The sequence below is a fragment of the Mycobacterium sp. genome, from assembly GCF_032162105.1.
Lineage (GTDB): Bacteria > Actinomycetota > Actinomycetes > Mycobacteriales > Mycobacteriaceae > Mycobacterium.
In genome coordinates this window covers 1-16,699 of sequence record NZ_JAVRPS010000260.1, presented here as the reverse complement: position 1 = coordinate 16,699, position 16,699 = coordinate 1, and the positions used below count along the sequence as shown (strand labels likewise).

General features: G+C 66.3%; 15 protein-coding genes and 1 pseudogene. 7 read left to right on the top strand and 9 right to left on the bottom strand.

Annotated features, from left to right (window positions below; translation table 11 throughout):
• The 4 genes from QOC69_RS13045 to QOC69_RS13030 all read left to right on the top strand — a co-directional run.
• Nucleotides 1-1,862: lysylphosphatidylglycerol synthase transmembrane domain-containing protein (locus tag QOC69_RS13045; protein ID WP_526440076.1), on the top strand; the 1,862-nt coding region annotated here is incomplete at its 5' end.
• A 99-nt stretch (nucleotides 1,863-1,961) separates the two neighbouring features.
• Nucleotides 1,962-2,825 carry an SDR family NAD(P)-dependent oxidoreductase gene (locus tag QOC69_RS13040; RefSeq protein WP_526440074.1) on the top strand — a complete coding sequence of 288 codons (864 nt, stop codon included), beginning with the start codon at nucleotides 1,962-1,964 and terminating at the stop codon, nucleotides 2,823-2,825.
• An 18-nt stretch (nucleotides 2,826-2,843) separates the two neighbouring features.
• The gene (locus tag QOC69_RS13035; RefSeq protein WP_526440072.1) at nucleotides 2,844-3,917 is read left to right on the top strand and encodes an NAD(P)H-dependent amine dehydrogenase family protein; all 1,074 of its coding nucleotides are present in this window, start codon (nucleotides 2,844-2,846) and stop codon (nucleotides 3,915-3,917) included.
• 10 nt (nucleotides 3,918-3,927) lie between these two features.
• Complete coding sequence (locus QOC69_RS13030; protein ID WP_526440070.1) at nucleotides 3,928-4,551, top strand: TetR/AcrR family transcriptional regulator; 624 nt, start codon at nucleotides 3,928-3,930, stop codon at nucleotides 4,549-4,551.
• Nucleotides 4,552-4,566: 15 nt separating this feature from the next.
• Here QOC69_RS13030 and QOC69_RS13025 read toward each other — a convergent pair whose 3' ends face one another.
• From QOC69_RS13025 to QOC69_RS13010, 4 genes are all read right to left on the bottom strand, one after another.
• Nucleotides 4,567-5,433, bottom strand: a complete 867-nt coding sequence (locus tag QOC69_RS13025) for an LLM class F420-dependent oxidoreductase (protein WP_526440068.1) — start codon at nucleotides 5,431-5,433, stop codon at nucleotides 4,567-4,569.
• Between the two features lie 139 nt (nucleotides 5,434-5,572).
• On the bottom strand, nucleotides 5,573-6,067 hold the full coding sequence (locus QOC69_RS13020; protein WP_526440065.1) for an HAD-IA family hydrolase: 495 nt from the start codon (nucleotides 6,065-6,067) through the stop codon (nucleotides 5,573-5,575).
• 121 nt (nucleotides 6,068-6,188) lie between these two features.
• Entirely contained in the window at nucleotides 6,189-7,418 is a 1,230-nt protein-coding gene (locus QOC69_RS13015; protein WP_526440063.1) for an MFS transporter, read from the bottom strand.
• The gene (locus QOC69_RS13010) at nucleotides 7,411-8,169 is read right to left on the bottom strand and encodes a DeoR/GlpR family DNA-binding transcription regulator (RefSeq protein ID WP_526440061.1); all 759 of its coding nucleotides are present in this window, start codon (nucleotides 8,167-8,169) and stop codon (nucleotides 7,411-7,413) included. The genes QOC69_RS13015 and QOC69_RS13010 overlap by 8 nt, the downstream gene beginning before the upstream one ends.
• 112 nt (nucleotides 8,170-8,281) lie before the next feature.
• On the opposite strand from QOC69_RS13010, the gene QOC69_RS13005 reads away from it, so the two are divergent.
• Entirely contained in the window at nucleotides 8,282-8,725 is a 444-nt protein-coding gene (locus QOC69_RS13005; protein ID WP_526440059.1) for a MarR family winged helix-turn-helix transcriptional regulator, read from the top strand.
• Here QOC69_RS13005 and QOC69_RS13000 read toward each other — a convergent pair.
• Nucleotides 8,641-9,945 (bottom strand): MFS transporter, encoded by a 1,305-nt coding sequence (locus QOC69_RS13000; RefSeq protein WP_526440057.1) that lies wholly within the window; start codon nucleotides 9,943-9,945, stop codon nucleotides 8,641-8,643. The two genes, QOC69_RS13005 and QOC69_RS13000, sit on opposite strands and share 85 nt — an antisense overlap.
• Nucleotides 9,946-10,072: 127 nt before the next feature.
• A complete protein-coding gene (locus QOC69_RS12995) occupies nucleotides 10,073-11,170 on the bottom strand; it encodes an NAD(P)H-dependent amine dehydrogenase family protein (protein WP_526440055.1) in 1,098 nt (365 codons plus the stop codon).
• A 192-nt stretch (nucleotides 11,171-11,362) separates the two neighbouring features.
• Between QOC69_RS12995 and QOC69_RS12990 the strand changes: the two genes are divergently transcribed.
• A complete protein-coding gene (locus QOC69_RS12990) occupies nucleotides 11,363-11,947 on the top strand; it encodes a TetR/AcrR family transcriptional regulator (protein WP_526440053.1) in 585 nt (194 codons plus the stop codon).
• Here the strand turns inward: QOC69_RS12990 and cyp51 are convergent.
• Nucleotides 11,944-13,290, bottom strand: a complete 1,347-nt coding sequence (cyp51, locus tag QOC69_RS12985; protein WP_526440051.1) for a lanosterol 14-alpha demethylase — start codon at nucleotides 13,288-13,290, stop codon at nucleotides 11,944-11,946. The genes QOC69_RS12990 and cyp51 overlap by 4 nt on opposite strands.
• 108 nt (nucleotides 13,291-13,398) lie before the next feature.
• Entirely contained in the window at nucleotides 13,399-14,040 is a 642-nt protein-coding gene (locus QOC69_RS12980; RefSeq protein ID WP_526440049.1) for a TetR/AcrR family transcriptional regulator, read from the bottom strand.
• A 110-nt stretch (nucleotides 14,041-14,150) separates the two neighbouring features.
• Between QOC69_RS12980 and QOC69_RS12975 the strand changes: the two genes are divergently transcribed.
• Nucleotides 14,151-16,283: an acyl-CoA dehydrogenase family protein gene (locus QOC69_RS12975; RefSeq protein ID WP_526440046.1), complete on the top strand. Its 2,133-nt coding sequence runs from the start codon at nucleotides 14,151-14,153 to the stop codon at nucleotides 16,281-16,283.
• Between the two features lie 196 nt (nucleotides 16,284-16,479).
• Here QOC69_RS12975 and QOC69_RS12970 read toward each other — a convergent pair.
• Nucleotides 16,480-16,699 (bottom strand): annotated as a pseudogene (locus QOC69_RS12970) (TetR/AcrR family transcriptional regulator); the annotation flags it as partial.

Here is a 16,699-nt window from a genome sequence, read left to right as displayed (position 1 = left end):
TGCTGCTCGCCTTCGTGCCGATCCACCTCGTCGTCAGCGCCGTCATACCCGCCCGCTCACTGCTCGGGCTGGCAGTCGGCTGGTTCCTCGGTGCGCTGACCGTGCTGCTGGTCGGCACCCCGGCGCTCGAGGTGCCGCTTGCCGGGGCGGTCCGGGCGCTCGGTCGCCGGCGGCTGCTGGTGTCGAAGATGACGGTGGTGCGGCCCGCCGGGCCGGGTCCGCTGACCCTCTCGGCGGAAACCGAGGGCGCCGTGTCATCCGTGGTCATCGAGCTGTACGGACCGAACCAACGGAGCGGTGGCGCCCTGCGGCAACTCTGGCGAAAGCTGTCGCTGCGCAACGACGAAACCGCTCCGCTGCAGACGTCGATGCGCCGTTCGGTCGAGCACCGGGCGCTGATGGCGATCGCGATCGGCGACGCAGGCGTGGCCAACACCGCGACGTTGACGGTGACCACGCTGGACCGCGGCTGGATGTTGTACGCGCACACTCCCGCGAGCGGAACCGGGATCGACGAGTGCTCGGACCAGACCCCCGCCGCCCGGGTGTGGGAGTCCCTCGGCGTCCTTCACGATCACCTGATCTCGCACGGCGATCTGCGGAGCCGGGAGATCACCGTCGAGGACGGCAAGGTCCAGTTCGGTGGCTTCGGCAACGCCGAATACGGCGCGTCGACCATCCAGTCGCAGGCCGACATCGCCCAATTGCTGATGACGACCAGCGCGATCTACGGCGCCGGACCGGCGGTGACCGCGGCGATCGACGTCTTCGGTAGGGACGTGGTGCTCACGGCGTCCAGCAGACTGACCAAATCAGCCATGCCGCAACGGCTCCGGGAGTCGGTCAGCGACGCCAAGACCGTCATGTCGGCTACCCGCGACGAGGTGAAGCGGCAGACCGGAGCCGACCAGATCCACGCCGAAACGATCACCAGGCTCACCCGCTACCAGCTCATCCAGATGGTGCTGCTGGTCGCGTTGGTCTACGTCGCGTACCCCTTCATCAGCACCGTGCCCGCGTTCTTCGCCGAACTGCGCACGGCGAACTGGTGGTGGGCCCTGCTGGGACTTGCGGTGTCGGCATTGACGTATGTCGGTGCGGCGGCAGCGCTCTGGGCGTGCGCGTCGGAGTCGGTGAGCTTCCGGAACCTGACCATCATGCAGGTGGCCAATACCTTCGCCGCCACCACCACGCCGGCCGGCGTCGGCGGTCTCGCGCTGAGCACCAGGTTCTTGCAGAAGTCTGGACTCGGCGCGCTACGCGCCACCGCCGCGGTGGCGCTGCAGCAGACGGTCCAGGTGATCACTCACGTTGCGCTTCTGATCTCCTTTACTGCGGTGGCAGGCGCGTCCGCCGACCTGTCGCACTTCGTGCCGTCGACCACGGTGCTCTATCTGGTCGCAGGCGCAGCGCTCGGGGTAGTCGGCGCGTTCACGTTCGTGCCGAAGGGTCGCCGCTGGCTGGCGACGGCCGTCCGCCCCCGCCTCAAGGAGGTTGGCACTGACCTCGTCAAGCTCGCCAGCGAACCCAAGCGGCTCGGATTGATCGTGCTTGGCTGTGCCGCAACGACTCTCGGCGCGGCACTGGCGTTGTGGGCCAGTATCGAGGCGTTCGGCGGCGACACGACGTTCGTCACGGTCACCGTCGTCACGATGGTCGGTGGGACGCTCGCCTCGGCGGCGCCGACCCCCGGCGGCGTCGGTGCGGTCGAAGCGGCGTTGATCGGTGGCCTCGCCGCCTTCGGACTGCCCGCGGCGATAGCGGTGCCATCGGTGCTGCTCTACCGCGTGCTGACCTGCTGGCTGCCGGTGTTCATCGGCTGGCCGGTGATGCGGTGGTTGACCAAGAACGACATGATCTGACGGCCCTGGGGCGCCCATTTCAGAATGCGCTTCGGCAAAACGGCCCGCAAAACCATTAAATATGTAATCTTTCTGTCGTCAGACCGAGAGAGGACGAAGATGGACGGACTCGAAGGCAAGATCGCGATCGTCACCGGAACCAGTCGCGGAGTCGGCGTCGGCATCGCACACGAACTGTTGCGCGCCGGAGCGACGGTCATCGGATGCTCCCGATCTGCGCTCGACGGGCTGCCCGGCACCGAAGACAACCCGGAGTGGGCTGCCCGGTCGGCCCAGCTGGTCTGCGATCAGGGTGACCACCGATCCATCGACGCGTTCGTCCAGCATATCGCTGACGCCTACGGCCGCATCGACATCCTGGTCAACAACGCAGGCGGCACCGTGCCCGCGCCCCACGCGGAGGCCGTTCCCGAACTGGTGCAACGCATCCAGGGTTCACCACGAGCCGCCGACGACTACGAACGCAGCGTGTTGTTCCACGCATTCGCCATCCAGATGAACCTCATCAGCCCACTCTGGTTCGCCATCCGCGTGTATCGGCAGATGCGGGACCAGGACGGCGCCGGCTGCATCATCAACGTGTCCAGCGGCGCCGGACATCCGGCCGGCTCCCCCACGCTGGTGTCCTACGGTGCGGCCAAGTCCGGCCTGAACCACCTCACCCGCTCGCTGGCCGAGGAGTGGGGACCCAAGGCCCGGGTCAACTGCGTGGCATTGGGACCCACCGTCACGGAGAACTTCCGATCGTTCGTGCTCCCGAAGGATGACCCCACCGGATCGGACTACTTCGCCAAGGTGCCCCTGAAACGCGGCGGGGAACCCGCCGAGGTGGGACGCACCTGCGTCTTCCTGGCCTCCGGCGCCGCGGACTTCATCAACGGCACCACCATCGAGATCGACGGCGGCATGATGCCAGGGGTGCTCTACGCCGCCGGCCTGAAGACCATCACCGATCTTCTGTAAACCCTTGAGGGGCACCATATGACACGCCGCATCATTCAGTTCTCGACGGGAAACGTCGGGGTGCACGCACTGCGGATCATCATCGAACGGCCCGACCTCGAACTCGTCGGCCTGCACGCCGCAAGCCCGGGCAAGATCGGCCGAGACGCCGCCGAACTGTGCGGTCTGGACCAGCGGACCGGGGTGGTCGCCACCAACGACATCGACGCGCTGATCGACCTGCATGCCGATTGCGTCGTGTACACCTCACAGGCCGAGACCCGGCCTCAGGAGGCCATCGGCGAGATCACCCGGTTCCTCTCCGCGGGTGCCAATGTCGTTGGTACGTCGTTCGTTTGGATGGTCGCGCCGAATCAGGCCGACTACTGGTTGCGCGAACCGCTGGAAGCCGCGTGCAGGGCCGGCGACACGACGTTGTACATCAACGGCATCGACCCCGGCTTCTCCGGCGACACCCTGGTGTACACCGCTCTGAGCCTGGCGGCTCGTGCCACCGCCGTCACCGTTCAGGAGATCTTCGACTACGGCTCCTACGACGACGCCGAATTCACCGGCGTGAGTTTCGGTTTCGGTACCACGCCAGACCACACGCCGATCTTGTTCCAGCCCGGGGTGCTGGCGTCGATGTGGGGTGCACAGGTCCGAAGCCTCGCCGAAGATCTCGGGGTCGAACTCGACGAGGTCCGGGAACGGCACGAAACCTGGGTGACGCCCATCCCAATCGACTGCACGATGATGACGGTCCAACCGGGCCGGGTGGCTGCAGTGCGCTTCGGCGTCGAAGGGGTTCGCAACGGCGACGTCGTCATCACGATGGAGCACGTCAACCGGCTCACCGCCGCCGCCGCCCCCGATTGGGCGTATCCACCCGAGGGACACCCGGGCGTGCACTGCGTCATCGTCACCGGGAGCCCCGGCATCGAGATCAACACGCACGTCGGCGGCTCCGGAGTCGACCACAACGAGGGCGGCGTGGTCGCCACGGCGGCGCGCGCCGTCAACGCCATCGAAGCGACGTGCCTGGCCCCCAAGGGTGTCTTGGCGGCCCACGATCTGCGGCCGACAGACCACCTTCGGGGCGTGATGTGGTGATCTAGACGCCATGGCAGCCAACACAACCCCCCGGCGCCCGCCCGGCGGCAGCCAAGAACGCGCCGAGCGCACCCGGACGGCCGTCATCGACGAAACCATCCGGTGCATCCTCGACGAGGGATTCGCGGCGCCCAGTGTCCGGCACATCACCGAGCGCGCCGGCGTGACCTGGGGCGTGGTGCAGTATCACTTCGGCGATCTGTCCGGGCTGCTCATGGCCGTGGTGGACAAGGGATTCGGTGAACTGATCGAGACTCTCGAACGGCTACCGGCCACCATTGCGGCGCTCGCACCACGCGGGCGCACCGAGGCCGTCGTCGACGCGGCTTGGACCGCGTTCTCCAGCCCGACGTCGATGGCAGCGTTCGAGATCCTCGTCTCGACCCGCGCCGTGCGCGATGCCGTCGCCGACACCCACCTCGTGGAGGTGGGAAACAGCCTGACCGCGTTGGGACGTCAACTCGGCGCCGGGCTGGACACCTCCCACGCCACCGAGATCGGCAACCTCATCTGGGCCACCCTGCGCGGCCTCGCGGTCGCCGAACTGATCTCCCCCACACCCCTGGACAGCTCGAACGACCGGCGGGTGCTGGTGGACGTGATCAGCGCCTACATCACGTCGACACGCGAATGAACCTGCCTGCCGCAGCTAGGTTTTCGGGAGGGCGTCGGCAACCGCCGTCAATGCGGCCAAGTGATCGTCGACCGTCTCAAGGCCAGCGCCCATCGTGTTGATCGAAACGTGGGAGGCGCCGGCTTCGGCCCACTTGGCCACCTCGTCGACGACACCATCGGCGCTGCCCTCCCACTTGACCCAGGCTTCCATGCCGAGCGTCTTCGGATCCCGGCCCGCGTCCACGGCCGCTTTATCCACCACTGAACGCGCCGCGTCGAGTGCTGGGCCTGGCGCCACCATCGGGAACCAGCCATCGGCGATCCGCCCAGCACGCTCGTAGCCGCGTGTCGAACCGGCGCCGATCCACACCGGAATCGGACGCTGCACTGGCAGCGGCGCAAGGCCGGCACCGGTGACCTTGTGGAACTTGCCGTCGAACGTCACCGACTGTTCGGTCCACAACCGGCGCATCAACTCGATCTGTTCCTCTGATCGCCTACCGCGATTGCTGAAGTCCTCACCGAGCGCTTCGTATTCGACTGCGTTCCAGCCGATGCCGACGCCGAGTCGAAACCGACCCGAGGACAAGAGATCAACCTCGGCGGCTTGCTTCGCGACCAAGACGGTCTGCCGCTGGGGCACGATGATGACGCCGGTCACGAACTCGAGCGACCTCGTCACACCGGCAAGGAAGCCGAACAACACCATGGGCTCGTGGAACGTGGTCTGGACGTCGTAGGGGCCGTTCCAGCCGGTATGGACCTTGGGGTCGGCGCCGACGACGTGGTCGAACGCCAGCACGTGTCGATATCCCAGCTCCTCGACTTGCGCGGCGTATGCGCGCACCGCACCGACGTCGCCACCCAATTCCGTCTGTGGGAACACCACGCCAACCTGCATCCGCCGACCTCCCATCGCATGTGAAAGTGCACCAACTGCAACCTCGAGCCGCAATGGGGCATTCCGTTCGTAGCCCTGAGCTGGGCTGACTGCGCCCTCACGAGGGTATGCCAGTCGTGACGGGGGTTCGCGGTCCGGTTCAGTAGGAGTCTTCTGGGCGTCCCTCGATGGCGCCTGCGAGTTGGTGGCGTAGCGCGTCGGCCGAGGTGAAGGTGATGGTGGCCATGCCCAGATCGCCTGCTGCGGCGGTGTTCTCGGATCGGTCGTCGATGAAGAGCACTCGTTCGGGTGCGGCGTCCATGACGCCTAGCGCGTCGGTGAATGCGCCCGGCTCTGGTTTGAGTCGCCGCAGCCGGCAGCTGAAGAAACTGTGGTCGAAGCGGCGAACCCAATCGCTGCGTTCGATGGCGCCGGCCAGCGGTTCCGGGGCGTTGCTCAGCAGTGCCAAGCGGGTGCCGGTGCGGCGGGCGGTGTTCAGCGTCGTGCGCAGAGTCGCGCGGTTCAAGCGGGTCCACCCATCGACGTCGACGGCCGTGAGCCGTTCGACCAGGCGACGCTGCAGGGTCAGGTCGCGGTCGATGACCGCCGACCAGTAGCGCAGCGGGATCGGCCCCTGTCGTAATCGGGCCGGCATCGCCAATACCGTTGATGAAGTTCGTCGCGGTCCAGGCCGGCCATCGCGGCAAGTTCGGTGAGCGCTGCTTCGGGTAGTGCCCTGCTGATGACTTCGCCATAGTCGACCAACAGCCAGTCGATCACGGTGTGCCCGCTGCTTGAAGCGGTCGGTCGTTCCGACGTTGAGGGTCTTTCAGGCCGGGTGCGAACCAAGAGCCGATGGCGACGAACGCGGTCAGCACCGGTAGCAGACCCAGGGCGGTGGGGAGCGAGGTCAGCGCGGCGAGGTGTCCGATGATCGGTGGCCCGATGACGAACGCGGCCCAGCCGAACGCCGAGACGGTGGCGACCGCGGTACCGGGGTGCATTCCGGGCAGCCGACCGGCGGCACTGAACACCGCGGGCACGACCGACGCCAGCCCCAAGCCGAGACACCCGAAGCCCAGGATGGCGGCAAGGGGTCGGTCGAGCAGTAGGGCGGCCGTGAAGCCGATGGTGGCGACGAGGGCGAGGACCGGGAGAAGCCGATCGGGGCGAAACCGGGCCAACAGTCGATTGCCCGAGAGCCGCACGACGACCATGGCGAACGCGAATCCGGCGTAGGCGAGCCCGGGGACGGATCCGGTGGCGCCCAGGGATCCCGACAGGTAGACCGAGGCCCAGTTCGCCGCGGCACCCTCACACAGCATGCTGGCGAAGGCGATCGCCGCCAGGGTGAACATCCCGATCGACCACCGCGACCGGCCGCCACCCGATTCCGGTTCGGTGCTTGGGTTTTCGGCCTCTGAAGTCGACGGGGACGGTTCCCTTCGAGAGCCTTCCCGATGGTCGGGAAGCAGCCGCGTACTGAGCAGCCCCGCGCCGAGCAGGGTGACCGATCCCAGGATCAGCAGCTGGGGCGTCAATGCGATCCCGGCGCCGACGGCAAGGGCACCGATCCCGGCGCCGGTGAACGCGCCGATGCTCCAGCCGCCGTGCAAACCCGACATCAGCGGTCGCCGGGTCTTTCGTTCGATGGCGATGGCCTGGGTGTTCATCGCCACGTCCAGTGCGCCCTGGAACGCGCCCCACAGGACCAGCGCGCAGAACAGCGCGGGCAGAGTGCCGGTGAGACCGACGAGCGGGCCCGCTGCGCAGTACCCGCCCAACGCGACCTGGACGATGCGTCGACTCCCGAAGCGTGGCAACAGCATTGCGGCCAGCCACATCGCGGCGACCGATCCGACCGGGGCGCCAAGCAGCGCGAATCCCAAGGTGCCGTCGTTCAGGCCGAGTGCCTGCTTGACGTTCGGGATGTGCGCGGTCCACGACGCGAACAGCAGACCGTGGACCACGAACACGGCAGTGACTGCGATCCGCGGGTTAGACACGATGCACGACCGTCCCCGCCGTCTCGAGGGATGCGACGGCCTCGGCGGGAGCCGTGTCATCGGTGACGACGACGTCCAGGCTCGTTGCGTCGCACACCACGGCCATGGCCGAGTGGGCGAACTTCGATCCGTCGAGCACCAGGACGGTGCGACGAGCGCAGCCAATCAGGGCCTGTTTCACCGCGGCGTCGCCGAGATCGTGGGTGGTCACCTGACCGTCCGGAGAGATCCCGCAACATGCCAGGACGACCGTGTCCAAACGCAATGCCGCGATCGTTGCCAGCGTGGAGGGCCCGACGACGGACAGTTCCCCTGGCCGGACTTCCCCACCGGGCATCAGCATCCGCACCGAGGACGAATCCGCGAATGCCATCGCCGCGTGCAGCGACACCGGCAGCACCGTCAGCCGCCGGCCCCGTAGTGCGCGCGCCGTCTCGAGTACCGTCGTGCCGCCGTCCAGGCCCACCGCCTCGCCGTCGGCGATCAACTCGGCCGCCGCGGCGCCGATCCGTTGTTTGGCCGCCGCGGCGGACATCTCACGCATCGCGAACGGCAACTCCTCGCCACGCATCAGCAGGCTCACCGCGCCACCCCGAACCCGGCGGGCTACGCCCTGCTGCACCAGCGCGTCCAGATCCCGACGGATCGTCATCTCCGCGGTGCCGAACTCGGCGGCCGCCACCGCGACGTCAACCCGTCCCCGCTGTCGGAGCTGCTCGACCAACCACATACCGCGCTCAGATGCGTCCACACCACAAAGCTACATAAGAAATGTGCGTACGAACAGCAGTGCTGCGCGTTTGGCACGCGCTCAAGGAAAGCATCTGCCCGAAATGGTTGCGTGACCGTACTAGTCTGTGGAGGTGTCAACCCCCATTCAGCCGGCCGCTGTCCACGCGGACGAGGTCGCCGCGCTTCAGGACGTCAGCCTCCGACTGACCAGGAAGTTGCGCAAGAGGTCTCAAACCGAGCTCACGATGTCTCAGATCTCGGCGCTGTCCACCATTCAGCGACACGGCCCGCTGCGGGTGGGTGACCTCGCCAGACGCGAGCAGATCAGCAAGTCCTCGGTGACTCGCCTTGTGGCCAGGCTCGAAGAGACGGACTACCTGGAGCGCAGAGCCGATCCGGAGGACGGACGCAGTTTCGTGGTCGTCATCACCGCCCATGGTCACGAGCTATTGGCCGCGTCCCGCCAGCGTGCGAACGAATTCCTCGCACATCAGGTCGGACGGCTCTCCGAGGACGATCGCAAGTCCATCTTCGCCGCGCTGCCATCGCTCGAACGACTGGCCGCACTCTCGTAATCGTCTTGCCCCGCCGAGCGTTTCGCCCGCAGGTAGGCGGCACACGCCAACGCAGCCAAGGCCGTGCCCAGCCCGCCGACCACGCAGGCGACGCGCGGGCTCGCGTGTTCGCAGATCCAGCCGATGAGCGGGCCGCCGATCGGCGTGGTGCCCGCGGTGGCCAGGACGAGCAGGGAGATGGCCCGACCGCGCATCTGCGGGTCCGCGTACAGCTGGAGCAGCGCGGTGGCCGTCGCCCGGAATGTCACGCTGAACGCACCGACGACGAACAGCAGGACATAGGCGACGCCCAGCGTGGGCGTCAGGCCGAGAAGCACCAGGAACGTCGCGAAGACACATCCGTTGAGGATCAACCTGTGTGAGCTCGGCTTGAGGAAGCCGGCCAGGGCCAACCCGCCAAGCACGGCCCCAAGACCCATGCTGGTGAATCCGAACCCCACCATCCGTGCGTCGCCGTTGAACACGTCACGCATGAACGTCGGCAGCAGGACGTTCCAGTTGTAGGCGAGCAGCCCCGCCACCGTCATCAGCGCCAGAGCGGCCGCCAGCTTGGGATGTGCGGCGACGTAACGCAGCGTGTCGGTGAAGTTTCCCGTGGCCTTGAAGGTCGCGACGGGCCCGACGGGTACCCGCGGCTTGATCAGCAACAGGGCCACGATGACCGGCAGGTAGGACAGCGCGTTGATGAAGAAGGCCGCCGAGATGCCGACCGAGGCGATCAGGATCCCGGCGATCGCAGGACCGGCGACCTTGCCACTGTCCTGGATGATGCCGTTGAACATGACGGCATTGGTCAACGTCGCGGGCGTGGCGATGTCGTTGACCACCGTGAGGCGGGCAGGTTTGTCGACCGCGTCGAGCAGACCCTGAATGAGCGCCGCCAGCATCACGATCCAGACCTGCACTAGGTGCAGCTGGACGAGCACCCCCACGGCGAGCGCAGGCAGTGTCGCGCCGATGGCCATCCACAGCAGGATCGTGCGTTTGTCGAAGCGGTCTGCGAGAGCCCCACCGACGGTGGTGAACAGCAGGGTCGGGAGCTGCTGCATGGCAACGGTGACGCCGAGCAACAGCGGCGAGTTGGTCAGCTCGAGCACCAGCCATGCCTGGGCGAGCTTCTGCATCCAGGTACCACTCACCGAGATCGCTTGACCGAACGCGAATCGGCGGTAGTCGCGTACGGCCAGGGCCGAGAACGTGGAGGTCAGGTACCGCGTCACTGCGACCTCAGGTTCAACGGCCCGCCTCCTAGTACGCTTACGCAACTAATATACTACGCATGGCGTACTAATTAGCCGTTGGCCCGGATCCGCTGCCCGTTCGTGAATCTGACGACCGGACTCGCCGTCACCGCGTCGAGGAGTTCACAATCGGGCGGGTGTAGACACCCTTCCCCGTGATGAGTGGCAGATCCAGCGTCGTCCTGATGCCGGCGGGAGCGGCGACCACCGCCGGAATGGCATTCACGATCCGACCCGCCGCGGCCACGATGGCGGCGTGGTTGTGATCGCCCTTGCGGCTGCTGGGGCAGATGTGCACCGCATAGGAGGGCTCCCCGACGATGTCGACGCGATAGGAACCGCCAGGCTGCGCGGGTTGAGGCCAGTCGGGGCGCAAGTCCTCGCGCAAGCGGGTGACGTGTTCGATGACGATCGCGGGGTGCGCCCCGACCATGCCGCGAATCTCGAAACGCAACGCGGCTTGACTCCCTTCGGGGATGTGTCCGGCCGCGATGTCGAACGCCTCGGGCGCGGGCTCCCGTTCGTAGGATTCGGCTATCTCGTCGACTTCGATGCCCAGCCCGGCCGCGAGCTGCCGGATCGATGAACCCCATGCCATGCCCAGCATGCCTGGCTGCAGCTGCAACGGAATCTCGTCCAGCGGCTTGCCGAAACCCATGACGTCGAACATGACGGTGGCGCCGTCATAGCTGGCGTAGTCCGCGATCTCGGTGCAGCGCACCTGTTCGATCTTCTGACAGGTGGAGGCGAAGGCAAACGGGATCAGGTCGTTGACGAACCCGGGATCCACACCCGTGATGAACAGGCTCGCATTCGCCTGGCGCGCCACGTCTTCCAACGGTGCGATGTACTCGTCCGGCAGAACACCCCACGGGTACTGCAGCGGCACCGGCGCAGAACCGACCACGTTGATGCCAGCCGTCAAGATGCGCCTGACGTCCTTCATCGCCCGGCCCATCCGATTGTCAGCCATCGCGCAGTACACGACGCACTCCGGCTTGGTCGCCAGAACGTCGTCCAACTCCTTGGTGGCGATGATCCCGGTGACAGCATCAAGCCCAGCGAGCTCGCCCGCGTCCTTGCCGACTTTGGCCTCCGACGCCACGCAGAGGCCGGTCAGCTCGAACTGGGGATTGTCGATGACTCCGGCCAGTGCCAGCCGGCCGACGTTACCGGTGCCGATCAGGGCGACGCGGATGGCCATGGGCGCTCTCCTTACGAAGGTTCTGTCCATCGGAAATTCAGACTAGACAACTGTCTATCACGCGGGACTCACGACGACTAGGGTCCACCCGCTGGCGGCGGCTCTGCAATCCCGTCAACTCGAGATGAACTCGCCCAACACATATATTCAACTCCACTGTCGGAGCGCCGCACGTTCGTCTATTCTAGACAGGTGTCCAGTCGTACCGACGTTATCAACCTGAACCGGCCGCGCCGAAAGCGGTCGCACGAGGATACGGCGCGCAAGGTTCTCGACGCAGCCATCGAGCTGTTGCAGGAGCAGCCGCGCGTGGAATTGACGATGCGCGCCGTGGCGGCCCGTGCCTCGGTGCCTACGGCGACCGCGTACAACTACTTCTCCTCGAAGAACGCGCTCATTGCTCAGGTGTATCTGGAGTTACTGCGCACGGTGCCGCCGTGTATCGATCCCACCCTGAGCGCGGCGTCGCGAGTGACGGTGGTGCTGCGTCGGGTGGCGACGATCGTCGCCGAGGACTCTGCAATGGCCTCGACGTGCGCCATCGTCATGCTGGGCGACGAGCCCGACCTGAAGCGAACGCGGACCGAGATCGAGTATCAGATCTACCGTCTCGTCAGCTCGGCACTCGGCCCGAAAGCGCGTCCCGGCATTGCATCCACGTTGATGTTGGCCTACTCGGGCGCACTGCTGCATCGCGGAACCGGTGCGAGGTCACGAGCCCAGCTGACCGATCGGCTCGAGAACACCGTTTCCCTCATCGTCGACGAGAACCCCTAGCGCCTGCGGTAGCGAACACGGGCGGGTCGCGCGAGTTGCACCACCATCTTGGAATGGTCGTTGCGGTAGCTGTCGGATGGCTGAGCCATCTCGAAGGCATACTCGCGCAACAAAACCGAGAATATCGCCTTGATCTGCATGGTGGCGAAGGCGGCCCCTACGCAGCGATGCCGACCGGCGCCGAACGGGATCCAGGTCCAGCGGTTGATCAGGTCTTCCTGACGGGGCCTGTCGTAGCGATCGGGCGCGAACTCGTCGGGGTCGGGGAAGTCCTCTGCGATCCGATTGGAGATCGCCGGTGAGGCGGCAACCATGTCGCCCTCACGGATCGGGTAGCCGCAGACCTCGAAGTCGCTCTTGGCGACCCGCATCAGGATGATCAGCGGCGGATGCAGCCGCAGCGTCTCCTTGAGCACGTTCTCCAAGCGCGGGATCTGGCGCAGCGCATGGAAACTCACCGACTGTCCGTCACCGTAGAGTTCCTCGAGCTCCTCGATCACCCCGGCGTACACCTCGGGGTGGCGCAGCAGCTCGATCAGCGTCCACGACGAGGTCCCCGAACTGGTGTGGTGCCCGGCGAACATCATCGAGATGAACATGCCGGTGATCTCGTCGGCCGAGAACCGCGGATTGCCAGCCTCGTCCTTGACCGTGATGAGCACATCGAGCATGTCGCGGTTGCTCTTGTCCGCAGGCGGGCTGGCGATACGGGTCTCCATGATCTCCTCGACCAGCGCCACCAGCCCCTTTCGCGCCTCGTCGCGGCGACGGAAGCTCTCGATCGGAAGATACGGGTCCACATAACAGAGCGGGTCCGTGCCGCGCTCCAGTTCGTGATAGAGCTGGGCGAACCGGGAATCGAGCTGCTCGCGGAACTTCTTGCCGATCAGGCAGGCCGACGACGTGTAGATGGTCAGCTCGGCGAAGAAGTCCAGCAGGTCGATCTCGCCCTCATCGCCCCAACTCGCGGTTATCCGGCGGACTTCGTTCTCGATCGTGGTGGCGTGGCCCTTCATCTGCTCACCGCGCAGGGCGGCGTTGTGCAACATCTCCTTCCGCCGTTCCGGGCTCGCGTCGAAGTTGACTCCCTTGCCGAAGATCGGCGTCATGAACGGGTACGCCTCGGCCTGATCCAGATCCTCGTCCGGCGACCGGAAGAAGAACTCGTTGGCCTCCGTGCCCGACAACAGGACGACCTGCTTGCCGGCCAGTTGGAACATGCCGACGTCGCCGCATTCGTCGCGCACACGTTGCATCAGCGCGATCGGGTCGGTCCGAAACTCCTCGAGGTGTCCGTGCTCCTGTTCACCACCCGACACGCGGGGGACAACGGCAACAGCCATCAGGCAGCCCTTCTTCCTCGAGCTGGTGCGTACACCAAGATCGGTTAAACAACGGCGTTGTTTAACCTACAGCGAGGGCATCCCCTGCGCAACAATGAGGCCGAGGCGCTACCGCGCGGTGGGGCCCGCCAGTCGGCGGGCGGGCCGTGACCGCGCCGGCTTGGCGGTACGCGCCGCGGGCGGGCGGGCGGCAGTCGACGATGTCTCGACGTTGACACCGTCGAGGATCCAGCGAATGGTCATCGGGAAGTTGGCAGCGATCTTGGCGGCGTCCTGCGGCGAATGTTGCGGCTCGCGCAGGGCGCGGACCTCGATGATGGTGTGGTTGATCGTGACCGTGACCAGTGCGCGACAGCACTCCACTGCCAGGGGGCGCGAGATGCCTGCCCGCACCATGCTTTCGAACAACTCGTCGACGTACGACGTCACCGCTTCGCGGTCAGCGATCGTCATGAGCTCGGTCAGGAAGGGGTGGGTCCGCAGTGTGTCGTGCAGGGCAAGACACCACTGCAACGCCGTTGATTGCCAGTCGTCCTGCTCGTGGAAGTCCAACTGCAGCTGAGAGAAGTGTTGTGCCACCAAGCTTCGGATGAGCTTTTCGCGGGTGCCGACCTGTTGGTACAGCGTTCTCGTGGAGATCCCGAGATCTGCGGCGAGCCGTCGCGCGCTCAGCGCATCGGCTCCTTTGGCGTCCAATAGCGCAAGTGCGCGCTCGTAGATCACCTCAACGGGGATCAGCGGCCTCGGCATCACGGCATCCTACAAGCAGGCTGCCGCCCGTTGCACGTGACGGACAGACTTGCTACGTTGTAGAACAACACTGTGGTTATACGAAGGGGTCGGCCGTTGCTTGGCAGTCGGTGCATGCGTTGACGGTCGCCACGACCGCCGAACAGGTGGCTGCCCAAGAGGCGGTGCGGGCGTTCGCGCGCACCGCCAAGGTGATCGAGGACGCCCGCGACGAAACCGGCGAGGCGTGGCGCCGGGTGTGGTCGCCGCTGGCCGATCTGGGCGTGTTCGGGGTCGCCGTCGCCGAGGACGCCGGGGGCGCAGGCGGCACCTTGGAGGATCTTGCGGCCATGCTGGAACAGGTTGGCCAAGAACTCATCCCGGGACCCGTGGTGCCGACGGCAATCGGTGCGCTCCTGTGCAGTGCCGCTGGGGTCCCGCCGCCACTCGTAGACGCCATGGTCACGGGCCGGCAGCCCGTCGCGATCTCGTCGCCCCAGACCGACGCGTTCGCCAGGACCGGCGCCGATGGACGTCTGTACCTCACAGGGACCTACCCCAGCGTCCACGGCGCGTGCACCGAGTCGCTGCTGATTCTGTCGGCGCACCACAATGCCGAAGCCACCTGGGTGCTGGTGGAACCCCACCACAACGGCGTCGACGTGACGGCGCTACCCGGAATCGATTTCGCGTCACCGATCGGGAGGGTCGTGTGCCGCGACGTTCCCGTCGTCGCCGAGATCCGTTGCACGCAAGGCTCGGTCGAAGACCTCCATGTCGCCGGCATGGTCGCCGTGTGCGCGGGCATTGCGCGCAAATGCCTTGACATCGCGACGTCGTATGCCAAGCTGCGTGAGCAGTTCGGCGAGAAGATCGGCCGCTTCCAGGCGATCAAGCACCTCTGCACCGAAATGCTCTGTCGTGCCGAACAAGCCGCTGCGCTCGCGTGGGACGCCGCGTCTGTCGATGCCGATGATCGCCCGCTCGCCACGGCGGCGGCCGCCGCCGTCGCGTTCGATGCCGCGGTGGACAACGCCAAGGACTGCATTCAGATTCTCGGGGCGACCGGCTTCACGTGGGAGCATGATGCGCACCTCTACCTGCGGCGCGCCTTGACTCTGCGCCACCATGCGGGCGGCAGCGGCCGTTGGCGCCTTCGCACGGTCGAGCGGGCCCGCGCCGGTGGCGGTCGTGAGCTGCAGATCGACCTGGGCGAGGCGGAGCGCTACCGGCACCGGGTGCGCGCGGATCTGGCTGCCGTCGCCGCGCTCCCTCAGACGAGCCGACAACGCGCCCTTGCCGATTCGGGCTATCTCGCGCCGCACTTGCCCGTTCCCTACGGACAGGGAGCGTCAACGGCCGAACAGGTGTTAATCAGCCAGGAGATGCAACGCGCCCGCATCGAGCGACCAAACCTCATCATCGGCTGGTGGGCCATTCCGACCATCGTCGAGGCGGGAACACCGCAACAACTGGAACGGTTCATCGTGCCGACGTTGCGTGGCGACCTCACGTGGTGTCAGCTGTTCAGCGAGCCGGGCGCCGGATCAGATCTGGCGTCGCTGAGCACGTTGGCCATTCGGGCGCCCGGCGGGTGGCGTCTGAACGGCCAGAAGGTGTGGCCCACCCAGGCCACCGTCGCCGATTGGGCGATCTGCTTGGCGCGCACCGACCGCGATGCACCCAAACATCGTGGTATCACCTACTTTCTGCTCGACATGTCGACCCCAGGAATCGTGGTACGCCCGCTGCAGGCCATCACGGGTGAGCCGATGCTCAACGAGGTGTTCCTCGACGATGTCTTCGTTCCCGACGACGCCGTTCTGGGCCAGGTCAACGACGGCTGGCGGCTTGCCCGCGGCACGTTGGCCAACGAACGCGTCGAAATGAACACCGGAACGCTTGGCGCTCCGACCCTGAATCTCTTGGCGCTGAGCGAGAAATGCGACGATGCCGCCGTGCTCGACCAAGCCGGCGCACTGACCGCCCAGGCCGTCGCCAACAGTCTGCTGGCTCACCGCAGCCTGCTGAACCGGATGCGCGGCGCACAGCCCGGCGCCGAAGCGTCGCTGCAGAAGATTCTTGGCGTGCGGCAGCGTCAGGGCGTCGCCGAACTGACGTTGCAGCTCAGGGGTTTTCACGGGGTGTGCGCTGGGCCCGAAGCACACGAGTTCTTCCTCACCAGGGCGCTGTCCATCGCTGGAGGCACCGCCCAGGTGCTGATGTCGCTGGTGGCGGAGCGAATGCTCGGACTGCCCCGCTAGTGGTCCGTCTGTGATTTGATCCGGTTGAGGGTGTCGAGGCGGCATTGGCCTTGGTGATGACGTCCTCATTAGCTCGCCGAACGTACGTGGTTGTTCTCGGCCCTACTCGGGCCGATGTGTACAACAACCGTTACGTTCGGCGTTTGACTCGACACAGTCCGCGCTAATCGCAGAGAGACCGCTGAGCACGGGCCCGTCAAGAAGGCGGTGGTTCGGCGGCAAGGAGGTCGACGAGCGCCGCAGCCGAATCGTGGAGGCCAGTCTCCAGGGAGTACGACCTGTCGATCGTCCAGTTCACGATGCCCACCACCAGTGCCCCGACGGTGAGGTCGGCCAGTATCTGGGGATCGTGTCTGGCGTTGACCTCGCCCCTGGCGACGCCGTCCTTGATGAGTTCGAGAAAGGCGTCGTGTAGG

Excerpts from the sequence above, each read along its gene's own strand:
- QOC69_RS13040 (WP_526440074.1), top strand. The coding sequence starts at position 1,962 with ATGGACGGACTCGAAGGCAAGATCGCGATCGTCACCGGAACCAGTCGC.
- QOC69_RS13035 (WP_526440072.1), top strand. The coding sequence starts at position 2,844 with ATGACACGCCGCATCATTCAGTTCTCGACGGGAAACGTCGGGGTGCAC.
- QOC69_RS13030 (WP_526440070.1), top strand. The coding sequence starts at position 3,928 with ATGGCAGCCAACACAACCCCCCGGCGCCCGCCCGGCGGCAGCCAAGAA.
- QOC69_RS13025 (WP_526440068.1), bottom strand. The coding sequence starts at position 5,433 with ATGCAGGTTGGCGTGGTGTTCCCACAGACGGAATTGGGTGGCGACGTC.
- QOC69_RS13020 (WP_526440065.1), bottom strand. The coding sequence starts at position 6,067 with ATGCCGGCCCGATTACGACAGGGGCCGATCCCGCTGCGCTACTGGTCG.
- QOC69_RS12995 (WP_526440055.1), bottom strand. The coding sequence starts at position 11,170 with ATGGCCATCCGCGTCGCCCTGATCGGCACCGGTAACGTCGGCCGGCTG.
- cyp51 (WP_526440051.1), bottom strand. The coding sequence starts at position 13,290 with ATGGCTGTTGCCGTTGTCCCCCGCGTGTCGGGTGGTGAACAGGAGCAC.
- QOC69_RS12980 (WP_526440049.1), bottom strand. The coding sequence starts at position 14,040 with ATGCCGAGGCCGCTGATCCCCGTTGAGGTGATCTACGAGCGCGCACTT.